We start from the raw sequence: 24,232 nt of genomic DNA, 5'->3' as shown, positions 1-24,232 counted from the left end.
TGAGGAAGGTGGTCAGGAAATGCTTACAAAACGCATCATACCTTGTTTAGATGTTAATAATGGAAGAGTTGTAAAAGGTGTTAATTTTATGGATTTAAGAGATGCAGGAGATCCGGTTGAGATTGCTAAACATTATAATGCTTGTGGGGCTGATGAAATAGTTTTCTTAGATATTACGGCATCTTATGAAGAGCGAGAAACCATTTATGATATTGTTGAAAAGACAGCTAAGGAGATTTTTATTCCATTGACTGTAGGAGGTGGTATCAGTTCAATAGAGCAAATCCGAAAAGCGCTTTTATGCGGAGCTGATAAAGTTTCATTAAATACTGCTGCTATTAAGAATCCAGCATTAATAAAAGAAGCAAGTGAGAGGTTTGGAAAGCAGTGTATTGTTATTGCTATTGATGCAAAGAGGAATGACAGTAGCTGGAATGTATACATAAAAGGTGGACGTGAAGATACTGGTATAGATGCATTATGGTGGGCAAAAGAGGTTCAACGATTAGGAGCTGGAGAAATATTATTAACAAGCATGGACCAAGACGGCACAAAGAGTGGTTTTGATACAGATTTAACGGTGTGTATATCAGAAAAATTATCCATACCTGTTATCGCATCGGGTGGTGCTGGATCATTAAGAGATTTTGAAGATGTTTTTAAAGAAGGTAAAGCCGATGCAGCCTTAGCAGCTTCATTATTTCATTATAAAGAACTGACTATTGGTGAGTTGAAGAGTTACTTAAATAAGAAGAATATACCAGTTAGGGTGTGATGAATAGTGGATTTTAAGGATTTGAAGCTTTTAGAAAATCAATTGATTCCAGTCATTGTACAACAATTTGATACCAAAGAGGTACTAATGCAAGCTTATATGAATGATGAGGCTTATGCAAAAACTATAAGTACAGGAGATCTTTATTTTTTCTCAAGGAGTCGTAAAGGATTGTGGAAAAAAGGTGAAACATCAGGACATACCCAGGACTTAATAGAACTCTTAATCGATTGTGATAATGATTGTCTATTAGCTCTTATAGATCAAGTCGGTCCAGCTTGTCACACCAATCACAGAACATGTTTCTATAGGAAGGTGGATATATATAAATGAAAGATGTATTATCAGATTTAATGAAGGTAGTTAATGATAGAAAAGAGAATCCAAAAGAAGGGTCTTATACGAATTATTTACTTGATACTGGAATTGATAAAATACTGAAAAAAGTTGGTGAAGAAAGTGCAGAAGTAATCATTGCATCAAAAAATAATGAGTCTTCTGAAGTTGTTTATGAAGTCGCAGACTTAATGTATCATATCACAGTTTTATTAGTAGAACTTGGTATTGACTGGAATGATATTGATAAGGAATTAAGTAAGAGGAGATAGAGAGAGGTATAAAATCATCACTAAGATAATAAAATGTATAGAGTCATACAGTTAGGGATAATAGAACGGGTGATGATTTGAATAGATCTAGGCGATTAAGAAAAAGTAGGAGGCAAGCAGCATTTAGAAAACAGAAATATCAACGACGAAGAAAAAAGACAAGGATTTTAAATCTAAAAGCAATTTTATTGCTTTTATTTTTCGTTTTATCATTTATTTTTATTAAGAACTATGATAAGATTTTAATGCCCTATGAGGAATTTAAGTACTTTTATATTAATAGAAATGTCATTACATATTTTGAAAACTATGGACAAATAGAAGACGTTGATTATTATAGTTATTTAGCAGCTTATTATGCTAATAAGGACTATAATTTAAAGGGCTATAACATAGAAGATATCAATGCCTTCATTAAAAGCCTACATTGGTATGATAAAATGAAAATAGAAAAAATCTATAGTGAGCAAGGGGAGATACTTGAGCAAGCTTTAGCAGATGTGAAATGTTTCCCAGTCAAAGGCAATCAAGAAGAATTTTATTATGAGGATTCTTATGGCGCAGATAGGACCTATGGTGGTAATCGACTTCATTTAGGAACAGATATTATGGATACTAAAAATCAACGAGGAAGACTAGAAATATTAAGTATAACAGATGGTACAGTTGCCAATATGGGTTGGAATGAAAAAGGCGGATGGCGAATAGGTATTAATAGCCCTAGTGGGAATTATTTTTACTACGCTCATTTAGACAGTTATCGAGAGGATATGGAAGTTGGGCAAAAAATTGAAGCTGGGGAAATTTTAGGTTACATGGGTGATACCGGTTATAGCCCAGTTCCAGGTACTACAGGCCAGTTTCCGGTCCACTTACATCTCGGTATTATGTTAAGAAATATTACAGATGAAGAATATTGGATTAACCCTTATTATATCCTTAGATATGTTGAAGAAAAAGGCAATTAGTTTTTTACTCTGACTAGTGTATTATAGGCAAAAATTTAACATTTTAATACTATTTATGATATAATATATATGTACACGAATGGAGGAAGGTATATGGAAACGCAAAATTGGAGAGAACTCTTAATACCTTATGAACAAGCCGTCCAGGAACTCATTGTGAAGTTTGAAAGTGTTGGAAGAGAGTACACTCGACTTGGACACTATTCACCAATTGAATTTGTAACTGGAAGAGTAAAAAAGATATCTAGTATTATAGAGAAAGCACGAAAGAAAGAAATAGAATTCGAAAAAATCGGAGAAGAAATCGAGGACATCGCTGGGATTCGTATTATATGTCAGTTTGTTGAAGATATAGATAAAGTAGTAGAGCTCATTCGTGATAGAGCTGGGAAAGATATGATGATTATTCGAGAGAAAGACTATGTTTCGAATATGAAGAAAAGCGGTTATCGTAGTTATCATGTCATTATAAAATATCCGGTGCATACTGCATTAGGTGAATTCAATATATTAGCAGAAATACAAATAAGAACGCTAGCAATGAATTTTTGGGCAACAATAGAACATTCATTAAAATATAAATACAATGGAAAGATACCAGAGGAATTGTTAGGCAAGTTAATACATGCAGCAGATGCTGCTCATAGTTTAGATCAAGAGATGTCCTATATACGCAACGAAATCGTCGAAGCTCAGAATCTTTTTAAGCTTAAATCTACATTAGTAGCAGATATCGTTAATAATATACAAAATATATATGATGTTGGAAATATTGAGGAAGCTAAGAGAATTCAAGCTCAGTTTTTAGATATTTTGAGACAAGATTCATTTGAAAAGCTGCAAGAATTTAATAAACAATTAGATGTTATAGCAGAGGTATTTGATGCTCAGAGCCTAAATCGTTAAAAGATAACGTTATGGCTTTAAATAAGATCAAATTACTTCTTGAAGTAGGTACTAACAATTTGGAGGATATATATGGCGATATATGCTATAGGAGATTTACATTTAGGCTTCAATGTTAATAAACCCATGGGTATCTTTGGGGACGCATGGACTAATCATGAGCTTAAGATTAAGGAGCATTGGCAGGAGACCATCAAGGAGCAAGATTTAGTTTTGATACCGGGTGATATATCTTGGGCTATGACCTTAGAAGAGGCCATGGAGGATTTAGGATGGATTGATGCCTTGCCGGGTTATAAGGTATTAGTAAGAGGTAATCATGATTATTGGTGGAAATCCATCACTAAGCTGAATAGTATGTTTGATAAAATGTTTTTTTTGCAGAATAATTTCTATACCATTGACAACATTGCAATCTGTGGTACTAGGGGATGGACATGCCCTAATCAACGTATGTTTACTGACCAAGATGAAAAAATCTATAAACGAGAACTACAGCGTCTTGAACTATCTCTAAATCACGCAGTTAAAGGTGGATTCACGTACATCATTGCTATGCTGCATTATCCACCAACTAATGATGAAAAACAGATATCAGGATTTACCGAGCTTATGGGAGCTTATGGAGTAGACAAGGTTGTTTATGGCCACCTTCATGGTCAACTATCATTTGATAGTAGTTTGATTGGTAAGCATGGGAAAACTCATTATCATCTTGTTTCTGCGGATTATCTTGATTTTCAACTGTATAAGGTTCTATAAGTTTAAACTAGGAACCATTCAAATGTATTAATTTAGCTGGAGAAGGAGGAATATTATGAAATGCCCTTTTTGTGGATATGATAATACGAAAGTTATTGATTCACGACCGTCTGAAGAAAATATATCAATTAGAAGACGACGTCAATGTGAGAAATGCAATAAACGTTTTACTACCTATGAGAAAGTTGAAACAATACCACTTATGGTGATAAAAAAGGATAAAACAAGAGAGCCATTTAACAGAGATAAACTAATGGATGGCATTCTACGATCCTGCCATAAACGCCCTGTTTCTGTTACAGATGTAGAAAGATTAGTTGAAGATATTGAAAATAAAGTACTCAATTCCATGGCGAAAGAAATAGATAGCGTTCAGATTGGTGAATATGTTATGGAAGGTTTAAAAGGAATCGATGAAATAGCTTATGTGCGATTTGCATCTGTATATCGACAATTTAAGGATATCAATACCTTTATGCAGGAATTAAATAAAATGATTAAAGGATCATAGATTTAGATCAAATTGACTGTCTCGTTGGGGCAGTTTTTTATCATATAGGAAAGTCGTATAATCAACCAATTAGAAACAGTTAATTGATACTAAGTAACCTTCCTAACAACACAAACTTCATAAATACACGCAGCGGAGCTACATTCGTTCTTTGATGGTGTGGTAATGTGTACCATTTTTTGTTATGAGTATATCATGTATCTGACTTTAATTAATTGAATAAACTAGAAATATAGTATATAATAAGTAAAAAAGGAGGTGTGGAGATGCAGTATATCAAAAAAGCCAGTTTATATCTAATCCTTTTTATGATATCAGCTAATGTTGTACATAGTGCAGAAGTAGGTGTTAATTCCCAATTCAGTGAGAAAGCTACCTTAGTTTTAGAAGAAAAGCTATTGGACGATAAAGTTATACATGGTTTCTATGCCATTAATTCCAATACTCGCTTTAATCAAATGATTGAGGATAAATCGATCAATAATTTTGATCATATTTCCTTTGGGTGGAGTACAATTGATGAAGAGAATGGTGAAGTCTTTCTGACACAAGAGAGAAGACTAGGTGACCAACTATACGATTATTATAGACCTGAAGGTTCTGATGAAGTGCTAAATAATATGAAATCTCATTCAATTGATAGCAGCCTTATGGTTTATGCACCATTATCTCAATTTGAAGATAATTTTGGTACTATTTTTAGGGAAAAGGAAATTATGAATCAGATTATTCTAGCTGCTTTGGATTTTAATGCTGTGACAATAGATTTTGAGTTTGTTAACCAGGACTATCAACAGTCTTACTTACAGTTCCTAAGAGATTTAAAAGCAGTACTCGAAGTGCTTAATAAACAGCTTTATGTCACTGTGCCTGTATCAACTAATTATAATCACTATCAACATGATGAGATCTTTCAAATAGCTGATTATGTTATTTTAATGGCACATGACTATGAGGCTAAATGGATAAATGGTTTTTATGGTAATGAACCAGTACTATCCCCTCAATCACCGATCAATACAATCAGTCAGGATATCAGCCGTATAAAAGGGGGGCTATCAGATTCAAGTTTAATAGAAAAGGGGCTACTCCAGATTAGTTTTGCATCGACACAATGGGAAAATATTAATGGGTATGTGGATGGTCAAGCGTATCATCCTACATATAGCATGATTTATGATCGAGCTTTAAATGAAGTTATAACCAATAAACAAGCCTATGATACCATAGTGAGACGTGGGGAAAGTTCTCTTAACCCCTATATTTTATATACAAATAAAGAAACAGGTAATCTAAATACAATATGGTATGAAGACTGGACCAGTGTTGAATCCAAATTAAAATTGGTTAAAGAACAAGGACTTGGCGGGATATCCCTATGGTACATAGGCAGCATCCCAAATTACTATTCAGGCGAAATTGATTTGGAATTAGACGTTTGGAATCGATTAGGTGAAGAGATTAGATAGTATAGTGTTAGAATAAAAAGTTAAATAATTTTTTAAAGATACATATTTTTGAATTGAAAATAAGGCACATGATTAGCAGTATTAATACTGAATCATGTGCCTTTATATTATGGATTAACTATTCCCATAATTTACATATACTAAAAATGCTTAACTCTCTTGTATATATATAAGTTGCTATATAAAATATTAAATGGACTTACATAGAGTACTAGGAGGAATATAATGAAAAAAATCCAAATTATTACAAGTGTTCTCTTGCTTTTTTTATTGATTTTCATGGTAGATATAAAAGCAGAAGACCCACAAGAAATTGTTACTTTTGAAGACTTTAGAGTCGAAGATGCTGTAAGAGGTATTATTAATAAGCCCACAGGAAACATCTATTTAGAAGATGTCGATGAAATAACAGAATTAGAGTTGTTAAGATCAGGTATTAATAATTTAGAGGGAATACAGTACCTTACTAATTTGAAATATTTAAATTTAGGTTACAACAACATAAAAGATATATGTCCATTAAAGGACCTAGAATTTTTGGAGGTGTTAGTTTTAGATAGTAATAATATTGAAGATATATCAGCATTAGAAACCCTTACAACTTTAAAACATTTATATTTAAGTGATAACCAGATTAATGATATTACCCCACTTGAGAATCTTATAAATTTAGAATGGATAGTTATAAATAGGAACAAGATTAAAGATATAAGTCCAGTAAAGAGCTTAGATAGATTGATTCGATTAGAGATAACGCATAATGAAATAGAGAGCATTATACCATTAACTTTCTTATCTGATTCAAGATTAAACCAACTTGTTATCAATGATAATAAGATAGATGATGTGAGTTCATTAGAAAACTTTAGACGTTTAGTCTATATTGATTTGAGTAATAATCGTATAAAGGATGTAGATCCCTTAGGAAAACTAAGTTTAAAATTTTTAAACATCTCTAGAAATAACATCATAGATATAAGTGGTTTATCTAATTTAACGCAATTACATTATTTAAATCTATCAGATAATAAAATTGCAGATATTGACGAATTAGTCAATTTGGAAAGTCTTGAATATCTATACATATCCAATAATAATATAGAAAATCTTGATCCTATAGATAGTTTGAGAGGGTTAACTTTCGTGGATGCCTCTGGAAATGATGATGGGAATAAGGAAGTATTTATTGAATTAAATAATGAGGAAGTTACGTTTGAAGATGCACAGCCATATATAAATGAAAATTTAAGAACAATGATTCCAGTTAGATTTTTAATGGAGGCTTTAGGTGCAGAAGTCAATTGGAATCAGGAGCTTAAAGAAGTTTATATAAATCATAACTATAGATTACTGACTTTAAGAGTTGACCAAGATAAAATTGACGCAAAAACTCTAGACGAAGACGGTGAGAAAATGTTTAGCGAAGTCATAAGAATGGATACAAAGGCTACATTGAAGTTAGATAGAGTATATGTCCCTATTCGATTTGTAAGTGAGGCTTTAGGAGCTAAAGTAAACTGGGATAACGATACAAGAACAGTAGAAATATTCACTGAACCAGATCAATCAGTAGAACCAATCACCTTCTCAGATCCTATACTAGAAAAAATGATACGGTATCATATTAATAAACCTGTAGGCGATATTACTGAAGAAGATGTTATGGCTATAGAGAGTTTTACATTATCAGACTATGGAATCTCTAATATAGATGGTATTGAATATTTGAAGGGATTGAAGGACCTATCATTAGTCAATAATCAGATAGAGGATTTAGGGTCTTTAGAAAGTTTAATCGGTTTAAAAAGGTTATACTTAGGTGGCAACAACATACAAGATATTACACCATTAAATAAATTAATGAATCTAAGAATTTTGGATATCTCAAACAATAAATTACAAAACATAGATGCTATTAAGAATCTAAGGAATTTAGGGCAATTAAATTTAGAATCTAATATGATAACAGATATAAGTTCTTTAGAAAACTTAGAACGATTGGCTGTTTTAAACTTGAATAATAATAAAATAAAAGATATATCTTCAATTAGTAGTCTTGATTATATACAAATACTATCCTTAGATAATAATGAGATAGAACATATTGATGAATTAGGTAATCCTCCTTATCTAACGATTGTATCAATTAATAATAATGAAATTAGTAATATAAATGTTTTAAAGGAGATAGAGAGTTTGGAAATAATAAATATTCGAGACAATCCAATAGAAGATGTTAGTTCCGTTAAATGGCTAGAAAATAGATAGATATGAGGATATTATTGTTTACTAAGTTATAGAGGGTAGGTGCTATTGTAGCACGTACTCCTAATTCTTTTATAGAATAGGAATGTTCGTATTTGTCCACAAGTCATCCTGCATTCCTATTCCAATTTTAACTTGGCATTAGTCAATTTAGTATACTAATTTTCATGATTCTTTGATATAAAGAAGATACATATAAATAAAGTAGAGAGAAAATCAGCTGAGTAAATAGAATGTCATAAAGATTTAGTTAGATTACTTTGAAAGAATTAATGGGGAGATTAATACAGAATGAATAAATATATAGATGCACAATTCTACACAGTCAAAGAAGTTGCAACTATCTTAAAAATCACACCAAAAGATGTTCATCTCATGATTGATCAAGGTAGGATACCTTGTGAAGTTTTTGGAGTCAATATCAAAAGAATACCTATAGCCTATATAAATACCCTAGTTGAAAAACATTCACCAAAAGAAGATAACCGGAGAGAAGATTATTATTTAATGCAAGAATTAAACAGCAGGGATTTATCAAAAGAAGACGTGCTTATTCAACAATCTGAAAATCAATACGTGGTTTATACAAAGGACATGAATAACTATTTGTTTGATGTTATTATTTATAGAAAGTAATACAGATGACAATGCTTATAATCAACGCAATTTTATCACGATTATCCTATATCCTATAAAAACATACTAAAAATTAGATGTATTTATATCTAGAGGGAGGGGGCGGAGTGGAAATTTTGAACATCAAGGTCTATGCGAAAAATTCATAGGTGTGGCAGATAAACTATTTAAACAGGGGAAGATCAATCAGGAACAATACATTAAACTAACGGTTAAGAAAAAAGAGTATCTAAAGACATCCATAAAAAATAAAAGCAAATAATAATATATTAATTTTTAAACACTATGTAAGCCCATATGTGGATGATTTCAGCCACTCATGGGCTTTTTTTTAATTCCAATACTTCTTATCCAGGGAGCGGTATTGGATAGCTTCTGTTATATGATGGGTGTTTATAGTCTCTGATAGATCCAAGTCTGCAATGGTACGAGCTATTTTAATAATACGGTGATAAGCTCTAGCACTTAGCTTCATAGATTTAAAAACACGCTCCAATATTTTTTGACTTGATTCATTCAGTTTGCAATATCTTTCTAGCATTTTAGGGGAGAGCTGACTATTAAATATGATATTTTCACTCCGATAGCGTTCTTTTTGAAGTTGATGGGCATTTAATACCCTTTCTTTAATAGATTGAGAGGATTCAGTTGTCCCATCTTGATGTAAATCTGAATAGTCTATATTAGCAGCTTCCACGTGGAGGTCAATTCGATCTAGAAGGGGACCGGAAAGTTTACTCAAGTATCTTTTAATCTGAAGAGGGGTACAATGACAGCGTTCTTGATCAGGGAAATAACCGCAAGGGCATGGGTTTAAACTTAAAACAAGCATAAAATCTGAGGGATATGTATAGGTAGCTTGCACACGGGAAATAGTGACAATTTTATCTTCTATGGGTTGTCTTAAGACTTCTAGAGCAGATTTTGGAAATTCTGCTACTTCATCTAGAAACAATACACCTCCATGGGCAAGGCTAACTTCTCCAGGTTTGGGGTAAGAACCGCCACCGACTAAAGCTGAAGATGAAACAGTGTGATGAGGTGCTCTAAAAGGTCTATTACTAATAAGTGATTGATTTGCTGGTAATTGATTGGCAGTACTATATATTTTTGTGATTTCAATACTTTCTTCTAAAGAAAGATCAGGCATAATGCTAGGAACTCTTTTAGCCATCATAGTTTTACCAGAGCCAGGGGGGCCTATTAATAGTAAATTATGATAACCGCTGACTGCAATTTCTAAGGCTCTTTTAACATGTTGCTGACCTTTTACGTCAGAAAAATCAAGTGGATGATTTTCAGTATGATTAAGTAATTTCCCAGGATCTAGAGTTGTTGGAGAGATGAGGAGTTTTTTATTAAGATGGTTGACTAATTGCTGTAGGTTGTTTACACCTATAATACTCATATGCTCTAATACTGCAGCCTCCTCTGCATTGTCTAGAGGAACTATGCATTCCGTTATACCATTTTTGTAGGCGCTATTTATAATAGGAAGAATCCCGTTCACTGGTCTTATGTGACCTTCTAATGAAAGCTCACCAACAAATAGCTGATGACTTAAATCCTCAGTGATAATATCTAAACTTTTTAAAATACCCATAGCAATAGGTAAGTCGAATCTTGGACCTTCCTTACGAATGTCAGCAGGTGATAGATTAACGATTAGTCGTTTGATTGGAAAACGAAAGTCAGAGTTTTTAATAGCGGATTTAACACGTTCCTTAGCTTCTCTTACAGATGAGTCTGGAAGTCCTACAATATCAAAAGTTGGTAAGCCGTCAGAGATATCAACTTCTACTTTTACGATAGTAGCATCAATCCCCATTAATGTGGCACTATTTACGGTGCTGACCATGATAATCCTCCTTGACGTTGAGAAATAAATTTCTACGCGAAAAGTGACATTTTCGAGCAAGTAAAGATAATTACAATTTTTTACTGAATCATTTTGGTTCAGCAAAATGAGAATTTTTCTATACTAAAATATTAATACTAATTATATCATAAGTTACAAAATATTGTAATGAAAAATGTGCAAAATTATAGAAAATTCAATATATGCTGTACAAATTAAACTATTCTTTATATAATATAATATATTTTGGAGTAGGAAATTTGCACTACGATATCAAGTTAATAATGTTACCTACACAAAATAGAAATAAGACATTTATAACTAGCTACTGGAGGAAGAAAATTTTATAGGGAAAGGGAATCTCTTTATTCTATTAATGAAGAGATTCTGTTCAAGGAGATGCGATGAGAAGAGATTTAATTTGGTTATGGTTGAACAAGACTCCTAATATCGGGTATAAAAAGATAAAAAAATTGCAGGCTCACTTTGGAGATTTAGAGGATATTTGGAATGCAAATAGGGAAGGATTTAGTCATGTAAAAGAATTATTACCAAGGGACATAAATCTACTTTTTGAAAACAAAAATTTGGATGATTTATTAGCCTATGAAGAGAAGCTGCAGAATCTTGGGATCCAATATATAACTTTTGATCATCAGAAATATCCAGATTCTTTATTAAATATTTATGACCCGCCACAAGTTATCTATGTCAAAGGAGAAATACCTGTCGACAGTCTAAAAGTTGGTATCGTCGGAGCCAGACGGTGCAGCCAATATGGAAAGTATGTTGCTTATAAAATATCTAAAGAGCTCGTCGAAAAAAGTGTAACTGTTGTTAGTGGAATGGCTCGAGGAATTGATACCGCAGCGCATAATGGTGCTATAGAAGGTGGAGGTAAAACCATAGCAGTTCTTGGATGTGGTTTAGATATCTGCTATCCTAAGGAAAATAATAAACTTATGGCTTCTATTACCGAGCATGGTGCTGTTATAAGTGAATTTCCATTAGGAACACCACCACTAGCTAAAAATTTTCCAAGACGAAACAGAATTATCAGTGGACTGAGTAGAGCTCTCATTGTAGCTGAGGCAGCATTAAAAAGTGGTTCTTTAATAACTGCAGATCATGCTTTGGAACAGGGATTAGATGTCTATGCAATTCCGGGGAGCATTCTATCAAAAACTTCTGAAGGAGCTAATTGGCTCATTAAACAGGGAGCTAAAGTTCTAACATCCAGTGAAGATATTTTATTGGATTTTAACCTGAATTATCCGAAAATAAATGAAAATTATCAGACAAAATTAAAAATAGAACTTGCAAAAGATGAAAAAATGATTTATGATAATCTAGGTTTAGAACCATTACATATTGATGTGTTATGTGCAAAAACTAATATGTCAATAACTCAAATTCAGCATATTGTTACAATTCTAGAATTAGATGGATATATTGAACAGTTACCTGGCAAAAGATTTATCAAAAAAATGTGACAAAAGGGGAGAGGTTATTATGGCTAAATATTTAGTAATTGTGGAATCACCAGCAAAAGCTAAAACCATTAAAAAGTTTTTAGGTTCTTCCTATAAAGTCGAAGCCTCAAATGGTCATGTAAGAGACTTACCAAAAAGTCAAATGGGGGTTGACATTGAAAGTGATTTTGAACCCAAATATATAACTATTCGTGGTAAAGGCGAACTTTTAACAAAGCTACGTAAAGATGCCAAAAAAGTGGATAAGATCTATCTAGCAACTGACCCGGACCGGGAAGGAGAGGCCATTTCATGGCATCTTATTACTGCTTTAAGATTAGAAGATAAAAATGTTGCGAGAATCACATTCAATGAAATTACGAAGACAGCAGTTAAGAACTCCATCAAGCAGGCTCGTGATATTGACATGAGTCGTGTTGATGCTCAACAGGCAAGACGTGTTTTAGACCGGGTTGTAGGTTATAAAATTAGTCCGCTTTTATGGAAAAAAGTAAAGAAGGGACTATCAGCAGGAAGAGTTCAATCTGTTGCATTGAGATTAGTATGTGATCGCGAAGAAGAAATCAGAAACTTTATCGAAGAAGAATATTGGACAATTGAATCAGAGCATTCATTGAAAAATAAAAGACAAAAATTCGAAGCAAAATTTCATAGTAAAAATGGTAAAAAGATTGAATTGGCATCTCAATCACAAGTTGATGAAATTTTGAAGGATATTGAAGGGGAAGGGTGGAAGGTATCTAAAGTTAAGCAAGGGGAGCGTACTAAAAAATCTGCACCTCCTTTTACAACGAGTACATTACAGCAAGAAGCTTCAAAATACTTAAATTTCACAACTTCAAAGTCCATGCGTATCGCTCAACAGCTTTATGAAGGTGTTGATGTTAAGGGGAAAGGATCAATCGGTTTAATTACTTACTTACGTACCGATTCGACTCGAATTTCTAAAGAGGCTCATGAAGAAGCGTGTACCTATATTGAAAATGAATTTGGGAAAGAATATGTAAAGAGTGATGACAATCAATATAAAAATAAGAAAAACATGCAGGATGCTCATGAAGCTATTCGACCTACTTATGTAGACTTAGAACCTGATAGTATTAAAGAGTCACTTTCTAGGGATCAGTATCGCTTGTATAAGCTTATTTGGAACCGATTTCTTGCAAGTAGAATGCAATCAGCTAAATACAATACCTATAGTGTTAAATTGGCTGTTAAAGATTATCAATTTAATGCATCAGGATCTTCAATTGCATTCCATGGTTTTCTGAAAGTCTATGACCATGGTGAAGAACAGCATAAGCTTGGTATCTTGAATAAGTTAGAAGAGGGTATGCAAGTGAACCTCATTAATATAGAAGGTAAGCAGCATTTCACTCAACCTCCAGCGAGATTTACTGAAGCTTCATTGGTAAAAACTTTAGAGGAAAAGGGTGTAGGTCGACCAAGTACTTATGCACCAACCATTACAACTTTATTATCCCGATATTATGTGACTAAAGAAAGTAAAGCTATTTGTACAACAGAACTTGGTGAAGTTGTTAATGATATTATGAGAAATTATTTCAAAGATATAGTTGATGTTGACTTCACAGCTCATCTTGAAGATAAATTAGATGAGGTTGAAGAAGGTAACATTCCTTGGAAAGAAGTTCTAAGAGATTTCTATCCTTCTTTTGATGAATGTATTAATGACGCTGAAGAAAAATTAGACAAGATAGAGATACAAGATGAAGAGACAGATGTCATTTGTGAAAATTGTGGTCGAAATATGGTCATTAAATTTGGGCGACATGGTAAATTCTTAGCATGTCCTGGTTTCCCAGATTGTAGAAACACAAAACCTTACTATGAGGAAACAGATGCTCATTGTCCAAAGTGTAATGGTAAAATCCTTATTAAGAAAACACGAAAAGGTAGACGCTACTATGGGTGTGAGAATAACCCAGAATGTGAGTTCATGACGTGGAATAAGCCTACTGATCAAAAATGTGAAAAGTGCGGCGATATACTCGTGGAAAAGGGTGCTAAGACATTAAAATGTAATAATAAAGAATGCGATGTCATTATCAAAAATGATGGCAAAGATGATTAAAATATAAGTAATGCTCCAGATACAATATGCTGTAGTTTCATTTTAAATTTGAATCTTATATTGTATCTGGGGTATGAAAGTTCGTCAATTACAGAATAATAAGCAATTGAAGTAAACAATCCTGTAGATTATAGTATGAGATTTATGCGGAAAAAAACTAAAAATTGCCCTTGTATTTTGTAATAAAAAATGATAATATAATAAAAGTGATATTTTTAAAAATTAAAACAATTTAGAAACTTTTAAACAAAAGAAACATTTAATCGTTTCTCAGATTCATTATGTCAATCATAATTCGAATGACAGCAAAAATAAAATACTTGAAAGATTAAAATGAGGTGAATTTTTAAATGAGCGTTGATTTGTTAGAAAAAATTAGGAAGGTAAATAGCCTACTACAAAGAACTGGCTTCCAACCTGTGATATTTAATGATATATGTAAGATGTTGGGAGATGTTATCGACGCCAATGTAATGGTTATTTCTAAAAAGGGGAAAGTTCTTGGTCTATTCCAAAATGAAGATATGGGTATGATCAAGGATTTAGAAGAAACTACAATTGGATCATATTTAGATAAACAATTAAGTAACAATTTTATATCTGTAATCAATACAAGAGAAAATATAGAGATAGAATCAATTGGTTTACAAGATCAAAACGAATTAAATAAGTTTAAAGCTGTTATCTCACCTATTGATGCAGGTGGAGAAAAGCTAGGAACCTTGTTCCTATATAAAAATCACATTGAATTTGATGTTGAAGATATAATTATGGTTGAATATGCTGCGACTGTTGTTGGTCTCGAAATTATTCGCTCCATCAATGAAGAAAGCGCTGAAGAGATTAGAAAATCAACTATTGTTAAATCTGCCATTGGAACATTATCCTATTCAGAACTGGAAGCTATATTACACATATTTGAAGAACTGGATGGAATGGAAGGTTTGCTTGTTGCGAGTAAAATCGCAGACAGAGTAGGTATCACCAGATCTGTTATTGTTAACGCTTTACGTAAGTTTGAAAGTGCTGGTGTTATTGAATCACGTTCTTTAGGTATGAAAGGAACGTATATCAAAGTTTTAAATGAAGTCTTATTGGATGAACTTGACAAAATGAGAAGATAATTGACATTAAGAATTTTAAAGCTAGTATTGAATAATACTAGCTTTTTCTATTGCAAAAATCTAGTATATAGGCTTTTACAAGAGTATGGGCAATCAATTTATAAAATAAATAATAATTATCAACTAATAGCGATAGTCATAAAAAGCTGAATTTAATGCCAATATATGTAGAATATGGATGTTAATATGGTAAAATTTTCGAATATCCAATAATTTTGTGCAGAAACAGTTGCTTTATCTACATATTTTTATTAATATATATATGTAATCAAAATTTAACAAAAATTTTAGATAGTTTTGTTAAGTAAAGAAGAAATTGCTAGGAAATTACGAATCCGTGAAGGAGGTGTTTGTGAAAAGATGAGTACATCCATGTTTGGTCAAGTCAGTCTATTGTCAAAAGCTCTCGAAACATCTTGGATGAGAAATCAGGTTATTGCAAATAACATTGCCAATGTTGATACCCCTGGTTTCAAAAAGAATAATGTTATCTTTGAAGAATATCTTATTCAAGCATCAGAAACAAATAATCTTACAGATGATATGATTCAAAACACTAAACCTCAAGTTGTTGAAGATCAATCTAATCTAGCTTATCGAGTAGATGGCAATAATGTGGATATTGATGTAGAAATGGCTAAAAGAGCTCAGAATGAGCTTTATTATAACGCTGTTATAAGTCAAGTATCTCACCAATTTAGACAGATCAACACAGTTTTAAATGCCAAGTAATAAGGAGGTGCTGATATGTCTATTTTTAGTGCAATGGATGTTACAGCAAGTGGACTAACAGTTCAGAGGCTAAGGATGGACGTCATATCACAGAATGTTGCGAATGTGAACACAACGCGTACAGAAAGTGGTGACCCATATAAGAGAAAAGTCATCTTAGTCCAAGAAGCAACACCTTCCTTTCAGGAAGTATTACAATCTCAAATGACAAATCAACCAACAACATCAGGTGTTAAGGCAACTGCTATTGTTGAAGATTCTCGTCCGTTCGTTAAAGTTTATGATCCTGGTCATCCCGATGCAAATGCTGAAGGGTATGTTAATATGCCTAATGTAAATATAATCGAAGAAATGACAAATATGATATCTGCCAGTCGTGCTTATGAAGCCAATGTTACTGTATTAAACGGAACTAAAGGCATGGCAATGAAAGCGCTTGAAATAGGAAAGTAGATGATTGGGGGAATTGTTAATGCAGATTAATGGTGTGACCTCTGGGGTTACGAAGATAGCCCAGGTTCAAGAGACGTCTACTAAGGGTCTTGCCTTTGATACGTATCTTGATCAAGCACTAAATCTTTGGAATAGTACGAATCAACTAGAAAAAGAAGCTGAGCAAATCAGCACTGATTTTGTACTAGGGAAAACCGATGATATTGCAAGTGTCATGATTGCAACGGAGAAAGCAAATGTTGCTCTTCAATTTACCGTGAAAGTTAGAGATACTATGCTTGAAGCTTTTAATGAGATCATGAGGATGCAGATTTAGTGCAGAATGAACAGGAAAGAGGAGAATGAATGAGCGAGTTTTTTGAGAAGCTTTCGAAGCAGATCATCGATTATTGGAACAAATTCGATAATAGACAAAGAACGACTATTATCGTATTAGGGGTTTTAATCATTATATTTTTATCGACTGCTGTTTATTTTGCAACTCGCCCCAATATGGTGACGCTTTATGAAGGGATGACGATGGAAGAAGCTTCGGCTATTACCAAAGTGTTACAGGAAAATAGTATTGCTTATGAAGCTACAGATGATGGAAGGACTATTAAGGTTGAAGATAAGTATCAAACGCAAGCTAAATATTTGTTAGCTGATACGACATTACCTTCCAGTGATTATACATATGAAGATGCTTATAACAGTAGCATGACAGATACTGAAAATATTAAACAAGAGAAACTCCATCAAGCCATGGAAACAGAGCTGGAGCAAACATTAATCAGAATAAATGGAATTGAAGATGCTAACGTTATCTTAGAAATTCCAGATTATGATCGTTTGTATCAAAACAATGTTAAAGAATCTAAGGCTAGTGTTGTTTTAACAACATCCAAGAAGTTAGAGCAAGGTCAAGTAAACAGCATTGTTGGTATTGTCCTCAATGGTGTTGAAAATCTATCAGAAGAAAACATAACAATTGTTGACCATGATGGTGATACTTTGTATGGTGGAGATTTAGATCAAGAATCAGCTATTGTTGATAAAAAATTTCAAAACAAGGTTAAGCAGGAGGATTTGCTAGAGAAAAAGATAGAAGAACTTCTAGCATCAAGTTATGATCGGGTAACTGCAAAGGTTAATTTAGTATTTGATTATAACGAGTATCAATCCACCAAGGAAACTTATAGTAATCCGACAGGGGATGGCTCTGATACAGGGTTAATAAATTCAGAAACTAATTCAAGCTCATCCACTACAAATACGCAAACCGGTGGTGCACCTGGTATCGATTCTAATCCAGGAGAAGCAACACAGTATGCCACCAGCAATTCAGGTACACAATCAGAATCAGAAACAGAAAATGAATCAGCAGACTATATATATAATAAAGACGTAACTTATGAATCTAACAGTCCTGGTGAAATTAAGTACGATAACTCTTCTATTGCAGTTCAATTAATTAATTATACAATCTATGATGAAGCTATTTTAGAAGAAAGTGGTCAATTAGCAGGAACGACGTGGGAAGATTATAAGGCTACGATTACAGAAGAAGATTTTGTTGTCAATGACCCAGTCATTGCATCAGTAAAAATGCAACAGGTATTAATAAAGTTGAAATCTATGGTGTGACTCAACCTATATTTATAGATAAAGCAACGACGGATATACCTTATCAAGAGTATTTGTTAATTTTAATAGTTGCTTTTCTTGTAGTAATGCTTGCTTATGTCATCTACAAAGGTACTGAGCCTGTGGAAGTAACAGAAATTATACCAGAATTATCTGTAGAAGAATTATTGTCCAAGAACATTGAAGAAGAAGTAGAAGAAATTCAGGACGATGAAAGCACAGGTATTAAGAAAGAAATTGAACGATTTGTTGATGAAAAACCAGAAGCAGCTGCCCAATTATTAAGAAATTGGTTAGGCCAAGATTGGGAGTGATGGAATGAATATGACAGGAGAACGTATTTCAGGATTAGAAAAAGCTGCAATGTTATTAATTGTTCTTGGTCCTGAAAAGTCATCAAAAGTATTTAAATATCTAAAAGAAGAGGAAATTGAGCAGTTAACTCTTGAAATAGCCAATATAAGAAGTGTTTCACCACAAGTTAAAGATGAAGTCATTAGAGAGTTTTATGAAATTTGTTTGGCGCAACAATATATATCAGAAGGTGGTATTAACTACGCTAAGCAATTACTTGAGGAAGCACTTGGTAATGATAAATCAGATGAAATCATTAACCGTCTTACTTCTGCTTTACAAGTTCGACCTTTTGATTTCATTCAACGAACAGAAGCTAGTCAAATCCTTAACTTTATTCAAAATGAGCACCCACAAACAATTGCTCTGATTTTGAGTTATTTGAAACCTAATAAGGCGTCAGCTATTCTGTCAGCCTTACCACAGGAAAAACAAGCAGATGTAGCTAAGAGAATTGCGCAAATGGATAGGACTTCTCCAGAAGTAATTAAAGAAGTTGAACGAGTACTTGAGAAGAAGTTATCATCAATCGAAGGTCAAGATTATACCATCGTTGGTGGCGTCGATTCAGTTGTTAATATTTTAAGTTCGGTTGATAGAGGAACAGAAAAACATATTCTTGATACGCTTGAAGTGGATGACGTGGAATTAGCTGAAGAAATTAAAAGAAAGATGTTTGTATTCGAAGATATTGTTACACTTGATGATCGTTCAATTCAACGTGTACTAAGAGAAATTGACAATGCAGACTTAGCTTTAGCCATGAAATCATCAGGACAAGAAGTTCAAAATGTTGTTCTTAAAAATTTATCAAGCCGTTTAGCAACGATGATTAAAGAAGATATGGAGTACATGGGACCTGTAAGATTACGTGACGTTGAAGAAGCTCAACAAAAGATAGTTAATACAATTAGACGATTAGAAGATTCTGGTGAGATCATCGTTTCACGTGGTGGAGGAGATGAAATAATTGTCTAGTTTAATAAAAGCTAATCAGATAATCATGGGTAATGAAAAAGTTCTATTGGCCACTGAAGCTGTAGCTTCAATGCAACGTCTATCAGAAGATATTGATCAGCTAGACAAGAAAAGAATAGCTATTTTGGCGGAAGCTGAGAAAGAACTGGAATCAGCAAAGGTGGAATCTCAGCGAATGCTCATTGAAGCACAAGCTGAAGTTAAGAAATTGCTTGATGAAGCGGAGCTAAAGATACAAGAAGAGCGGCAGACAGCATTGGAAGAAGCTCAGCGCATAGGGTATGAATCAGGTAAAGAGGAAGCGGCTAGAGAAGCAAAGAGTTTTCTTGATGAGGCTGAAAGAACCCTGAAACATGCAAAGGAAGAAGCTGATATGAAGATTGCTGCAGTAGAACCTCATATGGTTCAACTCCTTAAGGGGTTAGTCAGCAAAGTCATTGGAACACAAGTCAAGTACAATGATGATGTATTAATTTTTATGATACGAAGAGCCTTTTCCGAGTTAAAGCTTAGTAAAAGTATTAAAGTAAAAGTTGGTAGAGAACAGTACACTTTCCTTAAAGACAATAAATCCATGTTGTACTCAGGTATAAGTGAAGATACTGAGATTGAGATTATAGAAGATCAAACCATGTTAAAGGGCGATTGTATTATCGAGACACCAGCTGGTAATTTAGATGTTAGTGTAAAAGACCAGATAAAAGGTGTCAGAGAATATTTAGACCTTATTGCTTTAGAAGAGTAGAAAAAAGTAATCACAAAAGGTGATGTTTTGAATCAGACAATAAATTTTGATAAGTATTATAAATTGCTAGAAAAAGATTACGTAAGACGCTATGGAGAAATAACACGAGTTGTTGGTTTGACTATTGAAGCATCAGGACCATCGGTACCTTTAGGGAGTTTATGTAAGATTAAATCTAAATGGTCTGAGGACTTGTTAGCAGAAGTGGTCGGCTTCAAAGAAAATAATATTCAACTCATGCCATTAAGTCATATGAGTGGTGTTCATCCTGGTAGTATTATTGAATCGGCGGGTACGCCACTATCTGTTGATGTAGGGGAGCAACTCTTAGGTCGGGTTTTAGATGGCTTAGGCAATCCTATTGATGACTATGGTGATTTAAATACCAGTGTGTCCTATAGCATTAGCAATAGTGCACCGCATCCACTGAAGAGAAAGCCAATTGATGAAACCTTGAATATGGGTGTTAAAGCAATGAATGGATTAATAACCATAGGGAAAGGTCAACGTGTTGGTATATTCGCTGGTTCAGGAGTAGGTAAGAGTACATTACTGGGAATGCTGGCAAGGGATTCGAGTGCAGATGTAAATGTTATTGCCTTAATTGGTGAACGTGGTAGGGAAGTTAAGGAATTCATGGATAAGTCTTTAGGTGAAGAAGGTTTGAAACGATCCGTTGTCATTGTTGCTACTTCTGATCAACCTGCGTTAGTACGCCTAAAGGCGGCCTATACGGCTACAGCTGTAGCAGAATACTTTAGAGATCAAGGTAAAGATGTTTTACTAATGATGGATTCACTTACTCGTTTTTCGATGGCTCAAAGGGAGATTGGTTTAGCAACGGGGGAACCACCTGTTACAAAAGGTTATCCACCTTCTGTATTTGGTCTTATGCCTAGACTATTAGAACGTGCGGGAAATTCAGATACAGGCTCCATTACTGGCCTTTATACTGTCTTAGTGGATGGAGATGACATGGATGAGCCGATATCCGATACAGCTCGTGGTATTTTAGATGGTCATATCATACTATCTAGGAAATTAGCACATAAGAACCACTATCCTTGTATCGATGTACTTCAGAGTGTGTCAAGGGTGATGAATGATATTGTTTCTCCTGACCACAAGCAAGCAGCTTCAGAACTGCGTAACTTATTAGCAACCTATGGAGAAGCAGAAGACTTAATTAACATTGGAGCTTATGTCAATGGCAGTAATCCAAAAATTGATGAAGCGATATCAAAAATAGATAACATTAAGAATTACCTGACACAATCCGTTGATGAAAATTTTGATTATAATGCCTCTTTAGAAGGTCTTATAAATTGTATATCATAGGTGATATAGATGAGTAAGTTTAATTTCCGTTTACAACCTGTTCTTGACTATCGAGAAGTTGTAGAAGAGCAAAAGAAAACTGAATATGGTCATGCGCTAATAGAAAAAGACCGTATAGAGGAACATATTTCTTGTTGCCAAAATGAGATTGATGGTATTATCCGTTCTTCAAGAGAAGCATCTACTGGCGTTATTAATGCAAAAGATTTAATGATGTTTCATCACTATCTTAATCATAAGAAGGAAGAGCTTATCCAGCATGAGGATTCTTTAGAAAAGCATCAAATCATTGTAGAGGAAAAAAAATCGGATATGCTTGATGCAATGAGAAAAAAGAAATCAGTTCAAGTACTTAAGGAGCAACACATGGAGGCTCATAAAAAAGTCCTTAAAAAGCAAGAGCAAATGATGATTGATCAACTTGTTTCTTACAAGTACGCTACATCATAGGTAGGTGAAATCATGGATGAATTTGAAAATGAAGAAAAAAGCTCTGGGAAAGGGCTGATGATTGCTGGTATTATAACATTGGCAATTATTGCAGGTATAATTGCTTTATTTTATTTCAATGTGGCAGGGGTTACGGATAAATTTTTAGTACCAACCCTCAATAAAGTAGGATTATTTGAAGATCTAGTACCTGTTGAAGAAGTATCGCCATATGCTGAGTGGACTGAAGAAGACTTCGTAGCTCTCATTGATGAGAAAGAGGCGACAATAAAAGCTCTCCAGGAAGAGGTTAATACAATTCAGCAAGCTAGTGTAGATAAAGATAAAGAGATAACGCGTTTACAGGCTTTTGAAGATGAGCAACTTATGTTTAAAAAGCAGAAGGAAGAATTTGATGCTATGCTTGTCAACAGTGAGTATGCACCTGCTGTCAATGAATATATCAAATTTTACGAGGTCATGTATCCTGAAAATGCAGAAAAACTCTATAAGGAAGCAGTTACAGATGCAAAATATTCTGAGGATATTGATGAGTATGTAAAGACATATGAAGAAATGGATGAGAAGAGTGCGGCAGCAGTTTTAACTGAAATTACTTCATCAGATATGGAACTTGTTATTCTTATTCTAGAGAATATAAGTACAGAAAGCAGAGCTAAAATCATGGAAAACATGGATCCTAACAACGCGGCAAGAATAACTAAGAATTTAGCTCCAAGCCAACCATAAACATGGGTTATAAACCATTAGGTTTATGATAAATAAGTAACTTATTAATGATGAAAGGAGGGGTGAAATGAGTCAAGGGATTATGTTAGTGCAACCTAGAACACAAGAGGTTCAAAATCAACCAATTAGTAATGTAGCTTCCACTGATAAAGAATTTGAAAATGTTTATAAGGATAATCTGGATCAACAAGAGAAGTCAAATGAGGCGATTAACGCTGAAGAAGAAAAACCTCAAGTAAGTGATGAGCAAGAGGCGAAAGTTCAGGATACTAAAGATGAGATGACTTCATGTATGAAAGAAGAGGTTTCATCAAAAGAAGAAGAGCTCACAGATCTTGATGAGGTTACAGAAGAGATAAAAGCCATATCTGAAGCCATTAAAAAGCTTATGGATAATGAAGAATTAGAACCTAATGAAACGATACAAGCTTTATTAGCTTTTCTTCAGTCAAATGATATGGAAGTTCTCACTCAGTTTTTAGTTGATCAGTATGAGTTAGAGAGTCCAATGGATTTACTTTTGCAGCCTGATTTAATGGAAACTCTTAACCAATTACAAAACATAGCTTTAAAGCTTCAAGATTTATTAGCTACTGGTGTTGATTTGAAGCAAGTTGATGCTACATTAGTTGATGAAAATCCAATGTTTCAGCAACTTTTAGAGCAGATGAGCCAGACAGAGAATAAGATGATTGATCAGTCAACTAGTTTGACAAATGAGCAAATTGTAGTAGAAGTTGAGGATAACAACGATGTGGTACCACAACAAACAAGCCAAGATACTGCTAAACAAGATCAAAGTGAATCAAATGGATCTTCCAAAGAACAAACTAACTTATTTCTTAACAAATTGAATACTATTGAAGTGATGAAAGATAAGATAGTTGATCAAACGGGAGATAAGAATATGGAAAGGTTATTGAAGCAAGAAATTGTCCAGCAAATTGTTAATCGTATTGCAGTTACAAGTTCAGCTGATATGACTTCAATGACAATTCGATTAAAACCTGAACATCTTGGTAATCTAGTTTTTTCAGTTTCAACGAATAAAGGTACTGTTACAGCTCAATTTGTTGCTGAAAATAACACAGTTAAGGAAGCTATTGAGATGAATCTTTTCCAATTAAAAACTACCCTCGAACAGCAAGGCATTAATGTAGATGATATTGAAGTGTCTGTTGCTGATAATGGTTATTTTGATCAGAGAAAAGATGGACAATCCAGTTTTGAACAACAACATCAAAATCAGAATAACAGACGAATTGCTTCAATCCCTGGAACTTCCGAAGAAGAAGAGGAAGTCGTAGAAGAAAATATTGCAATGGAAGAGCAACATACTGTGGATTTTTCAGCTTAG

General features: G+C 33.6%; 25 protein-coding genes. 24 read left to right on the top strand and 1 reads right to left on the bottom strand.

The features are described from left to right. Positions 1–19: 19 nt before the first annotated feature. The 10 genes from hisF to C1Y58_RS19725 all read left to right on the top strand — a co-directional run bounded on the left by hisF (position 20) and on the right by C1Y58_RS19725 (position 8,900). Positions 20–775: an imidazole glycerol phosphate synthase subunit HisF gene (hisF, locus tag C1Y58_RS19770; protein ID WP_105618181.1), complete on the top strand. Its 756-nt coding sequence runs from the start codon at positions 20–22 to the stop codon at positions 773–775. Positions 776–781: 6 nt separating this feature from the next. Continuing rightward, a complete protein-coding gene (hisI, locus tag C1Y58_RS19765) occupies positions 782–1,108 on the top strand; it encodes a phosphoribosyl-AMP cyclohydrolase (RefSeq protein ID WP_207655787.1) in 327 nt (108 codons plus the stop codon). Further along, positions 1,105–1,383 carry a phosphoribosyl-ATP diphosphatase gene (gene hisE / locus C1Y58_RS19760; RefSeq protein ID WP_105618076.1) on the top strand — a complete coding sequence of 93 codons (279 nt, stop codon included), beginning with the start codon at positions 1,105–1,107 and terminating at the stop codon, positions 1,381–1,383. The genes hisI and hisE overlap by 4 nt, the downstream gene beginning before the upstream one ends. A gap of 77 nt (positions 1,384–1,460) precedes the next feature. Further along, the gene (locus C1Y58_RS19755; protein ID WP_242985442.1) at positions 1,461–2,351 is read left to right on the top strand and encodes a M23 family metallopeptidase; all 891 of its coding nucleotides are present in this window, start codon (positions 1,461–1,463) and stop codon (positions 2,349–2,351) included. Between the two features lie 93 nt (positions 2,352–2,444). Next, positions 2,445–3,257: a GTP pyrophosphokinase gene (locus C1Y58_RS19750; protein WP_105618075.1), complete on the top strand. Its 813-nt coding sequence runs from the start codon at positions 2,445–2,447 to the stop codon at positions 3,255–3,257. Positions 3,258–3,329: 72 nt separating this feature from the next. Beyond that, positions 3,330–4,019, top strand: a complete 690-nt coding sequence (locus tag C1Y58_RS19745; RefSeq protein WP_105618074.1) for a metallophosphoesterase — start codon at positions 3,330–3,332, stop codon at positions 4,017–4,019. Between the two features lie 55 nt (positions 4,020–4,074). Then, a complete protein-coding gene (gene nrdR, locus C1Y58_RS19740; RefSeq protein ID WP_105618073.1) occupies positions 4,075–4,530 on the top strand; it encodes a transcriptional regulator NrdR in 456 nt (151 codons plus the stop codon). Between the two features lie 266 nt (positions 4,531–4,796). Next, positions 4,797–5,999 (top strand): glycosyl hydrolase family 18 protein, encoded by a 1,203-nt coding sequence (locus C1Y58_RS19735; protein ID WP_105618072.1) that lies wholly within the window; start codon positions 4,797–4,799, stop codon positions 5,997–5,999. 225 nt (positions 6,000–6,224) lie between these two features. Next, the gene (locus C1Y58_RS19730; RefSeq protein WP_105618071.1) at positions 6,225–8,267 is read left to right on the top strand and encodes a leucine-rich repeat domain-containing protein; all 2,043 of its coding nucleotides are present in this window, start codon (positions 6,225–6,227) and stop codon (positions 8,265–8,267) included. A 288-nt stretch (positions 8,268–8,555) separates the two neighbouring features. Beyond that, positions 8,556–8,900 carry a helix-turn-helix domain-containing protein gene (locus tag C1Y58_RS19725; protein WP_105618070.1) on the top strand — a complete coding sequence of 115 codons (345 nt, stop codon included), beginning with the start codon at positions 8,556–8,558 and terminating at the stop codon, positions 8,898–8,900. Positions 8,901–9,231: 331 nt separating this feature from the next. On the opposite strand, the gene C1Y58_RS19720 is transcribed toward C1Y58_RS19725, so the two are convergent. Then, complete coding sequence (locus C1Y58_RS19720) at positions 9,232–10,758, bottom strand: YifB family Mg chelatase-like AAA ATPase (protein WP_105618069.1); 1,527 nt, start codon at positions 10,756–10,758, stop codon at positions 9,232–9,234. A gap of 404 nt (positions 10,759–11,162) precedes the next feature. Between C1Y58_RS19720 and dprA the strand changes: the two genes are divergently transcribed. The 14 genes from dprA (at position 11,163) to C1Y58_RS19650 (ending at position 24,232) form a co-directional block, all read left to right on the top strand. Then, positions 11,163–12,251, top strand: coding sequence for a DNA-processing protein DprA (gene dprA / locus C1Y58_RS19715; protein WP_105618068.1), 1,089 nt, complete (start codon positions 11,163–11,165; stop codon positions 12,249–12,251). A gap of 19 nt (positions 12,252–12,270) precedes the next feature. Next, a complete protein-coding gene (gene topA / locus C1Y58_RS19710) occupies positions 12,271–14,346 on the top strand; it encodes a type I DNA topoisomerase (protein WP_105618067.1) in 2,076 nt (691 codons plus the stop codon). Between the two features lie 350 nt (positions 14,347–14,696). Further along, positions 14,697–15,470, top strand: a complete 774-nt coding sequence (codY, locus tag C1Y58_RS19705) for a GTP-sensing pleiotropic transcriptional regulator CodY (RefSeq protein ID WP_105618066.1) — start codon at positions 14,697–14,699, stop codon at positions 15,468–15,470. A 360-nt stretch (positions 15,471–15,830) separates the two neighbouring features. After that, the gene (gene flgB / locus C1Y58_RS19700; protein ID WP_105618065.1) at positions 15,831–16,202 is read left to right on the top strand and encodes a flagellar basal body rod protein FlgB; all 372 of its coding nucleotides are present in this window, start codon (positions 15,831–15,833) and stop codon (positions 16,200–16,202) included. Between the two features lie 15 nt (positions 16,203–16,217). Continuing rightward, positions 16,218–16,655, top strand: a complete 438-nt coding sequence (gene flgC / locus C1Y58_RS19695) for a flagellar basal body rod protein FlgC (protein WP_105618064.1) — start codon at positions 16,218–16,220, stop codon at positions 16,653–16,655. A 4-nt stretch (positions 16,656–16,659) separates the two neighbouring features. Beyond that, on the top strand, positions 16,660–16,971 hold the full coding sequence (fliE, locus tag C1Y58_RS19690; protein ID WP_170311640.1) for a flagellar hook-basal body complex protein FliE: 312 nt from the start codon (positions 16,660–16,662) through the stop codon (positions 16,969–16,971). A 29-nt stretch (positions 16,972–17,000) separates the two neighbouring features. Further along, positions 17,001–18,281 (top strand): flagellar basal-body MS-ring/collar protein FliF, encoded by a 1,281-nt coding sequence (gene fliF / locus C1Y58_RS19685; RefSeq protein WP_105618062.1) that lies wholly within the window; start codon positions 17,001–17,003, stop codon positions 18,279–18,281. Further along, positions 18,278–18,595 (top strand): hypothetical protein, encoded by a 318-nt coding sequence (locus C1Y58_RS19680; RefSeq protein WP_105618061.1) that lies wholly within the window; start codon positions 18,278–18,280, stop codon positions 18,593–18,595. Before fliF ends, C1Y58_RS19680 begins: the two co-directional genes overlap by 4 nt. Before the next feature lie 4 nt (positions 18,596–18,599). After that, positions 18,600–19,613, top strand: coding sequence for a flagellar motor switch protein FliG (fliG, locus tag C1Y58_RS19675; protein ID WP_330404484.1), 1,014 nt, complete (start codon positions 18,600–18,602; stop codon positions 19,611–19,613). Then, positions 19,606–20,358 carry a FliH/SctL family protein gene (locus C1Y58_RS19670; RefSeq protein WP_105618060.1) on the top strand — a complete coding sequence of 251 codons (753 nt, stop codon included), beginning with the start codon at positions 19,606–19,608 and terminating at the stop codon, positions 20,356–20,358. The genes fliG and C1Y58_RS19670 overlap by 8 nt, the downstream gene beginning before the upstream one ends. A 27-nt stretch (positions 20,359–20,385) precedes the next feature. Then, positions 20,386–21,696, top strand: a complete 1,311-nt coding sequence (fliI, locus tag C1Y58_RS19665; protein ID WP_105618059.1) for a flagellar protein export ATPase FliI — start codon at positions 20,386–20,388, stop codon at positions 21,694–21,696. Positions 21,697–21,705: 9 nt separating this feature from the next. Continuing rightward, positions 21,706–22,146: a flagellar export protein FliJ gene (gene fliJ, locus C1Y58_RS19660; protein WP_105618058.1), complete on the top strand. Its 441-nt coding sequence runs from the start codon at positions 21,706–21,708 to the stop codon at positions 22,144–22,146. A gap of 12 nt (positions 22,147–22,158) precedes the next feature. Next, on the top strand, positions 22,159–22,875 hold the full coding sequence (locus C1Y58_RS19655) for a MotE family protein (protein ID WP_105618057.1): 717 nt from the start codon (positions 22,159–22,161) through the stop codon (positions 22,873–22,875). A gap of 67 nt (positions 22,876–22,942) precedes the next feature. Beyond that, positions 22,943–24,232 carry a flagellar hook-length control protein FliK gene (locus tag C1Y58_RS19650; RefSeq protein ID WP_105618056.1) on the top strand — a complete coding sequence of 430 codons (1,290 nt, stop codon included), beginning with the start codon at positions 22,943–22,945 and terminating at the stop codon, positions 24,230–24,232.

Source organism: Vallitalea okinawensis, assembly GCF_002964605.1.
GTDB lineage: Bacteria > Bacillota > Clostridia > Lachnospirales > PQDH01 > Vallitalea_A > Vallitalea_A okinawensis.
The sequence above is the reverse complement of the archived record's forward strand: the minus strand, read 5'-3'. Positions and strand labels throughout refer to the sequence as shown.

Bases quoted from the DNA above. Each gene is read 5' to 3' on its own strand.
- C1Y58_RS19655 (WP_105618057.1), top strand. From the start codon at position 22,159: ATGGATGAATTTGAAAATGAAGAAAAAAGCTCTGGGAAAGGGCTGATG.
- C1Y58_RS19730 (WP_105618071.1), top strand. From the start codon at position 6,225: ATGAAAAAAATCCAAATTATTACAAGTGTTCTCTTGCTTTTTTTATTG.
- codY (WP_105618066.1), top strand. From the start codon at position 14,697: ATGAGCGTTGATTTGTTAGAAAAAATTAGGAAGGTAAATAGCCTACTA.
- C1Y58_RS19745 (WP_105618074.1), top strand. From the start codon at position 3,330: ATGGCGATATATGCTATAGGAGATTTACATTTAGGCTTCAATGTTAAT.
- hisF (WP_105618181.1), top strand. From the start codon at position 20: ATGCTTACAAAACGCATCATACCTTGTTTAGATGTTAATAATGGAAGA.
- C1Y58_RS19735 (WP_105618072.1), top strand. From the start codon at position 4,797: ATGCAGTATATCAAAAAAGCCAGTTTATATCTAATCCTTTTTATGATA.
- C1Y58_RS19725 (WP_105618070.1), top strand. From the start codon at position 8,556: ATGAATAAATATATAGATGCACAATTCTACACAGTCAAAGAAGTTGCA.
- fliF (WP_105618062.1), top strand. From the start codon at position 17,001: ATGAGCGAGTTTTTTGAGAAGCTTTCGAAGCAGATCATCGATTATTGG.
- fliG (WP_330404484.1), top strand. From the start codon at position 18,600: ATGAATATGACAGGAGAACGTATTTCAGGATTAGAAAAAGCTGCAATG.
- dprA (WP_105618068.1), top strand. From the start codon at position 11,163: ATGAGAAGAGATTTAATTTGGTTATGGTTGAACAAGACTCCTAATATC.
- C1Y58_RS19650 (WP_105618056.1), top strand. From the start codon at position 22,943: ATGAGTCAAGGGATTATGTTAGTGCAACCTAGAACACAAGAGGTTCAA.
- flgB (WP_105618065.1), top strand. From the start codon at position 15,831: ATGAGTACATCCATGTTTGGTCAAGTCAGTCTATTGTCAAAAGCTCTC.
- topA (WP_105618067.1), top strand. From the start codon at position 12,271: ATGGCTAAATATTTAGTAATTGTGGAATCACCAGCAAAAGCTAAAACC.
- C1Y58_RS19720 (WP_105618069.1), bottom strand. From the start codon at position 10,758: ATGGTCAGCACCGTAAATAGTGCCACATTAATGGGGATTGATGCTACT.
- flgC (WP_105618064.1), top strand. From the start codon at position 16,218: ATGTCTATTTTTAGTGCAATGGATGTTACAGCAAGTGGACTAACAGTT.
- nrdR (WP_105618073.1), top strand. From the start codon at position 4,075: ATGAAATGCCCTTTTTGTGGATATGATAATACGAAAGTTATTGATTCA.
- hisE (WP_105618076.1), top strand. From the start codon at position 1,105: ATGAAAGATGTATTATCAGATTTAATGAAGGTAGTTAATGATAGAAAA.
- fliJ (WP_105618058.1), top strand. From the start codon at position 21,706: ATGAGTAAGTTTAATTTCCGTTTACAACCTGTTCTTGACTATCGAGAA.
- C1Y58_RS19750 (WP_105618075.1), top strand. From the start codon at position 2,445: ATGGAAACGCAAAATTGGAGAGAACTCTTAATACCTTATGAACAAGCC.